The sequence below is a fragment of the Bradyrhizobium sp. CCBAU 51627 genome, assembly GCF_028128765.1.
Classification (GTDB): domain Bacteria; phylum Pseudomonadota; class Alphaproteobacteria; order Rhizobiales; family Xanthobacteraceae; genus Bradyrhizobium.
This window is the reverse complement of sequence record NZ_LBJG01000037.1, coordinates 1-278: the sequence shown is the minus strand read 5'-3', so window position 1 is coordinate 278 and position 278 is coordinate 1. Positions and strand designations below refer to the sequence as shown.

General features: G+C 69.1%; 1 pseudogene. It reads right to left on the bottom strand.

From position 1 onward, the window contains the following. Positions 1 to 278 (bottom strand): annotated as a pseudogene (locus XH88_RS25585) (DUF1522 domain-containing protein); the annotation flags it as partial.

Sequence of the window (278 nt, the reverse complement as noted above, 5' to 3'; positions counted from 1 at the left end):
GCGTCTTGACCGTGCCGCCGGTGCCGTCGCCGAACGTGACGTTGACCGCCGTGCCGCCGTTGAAGGAGGTGAAGGTCAAGGTCTTGCCCGAGACGCCGCCGGCCGACGCGGCGCGGCTGGCCGTGAAGGCGGTGCCGGTGCCGGTCGAGCCGGTCAAGCCAAGCGCGGACAAAGCGTTGCCCGAACCGGTGATCGACAGATCCGCGTTCGCACCGGTCGAGAGGTTGAGTGCGCCGGCCACGATCGACGAATTCTTCGCGCCTGCGGTGGTCTGCAAG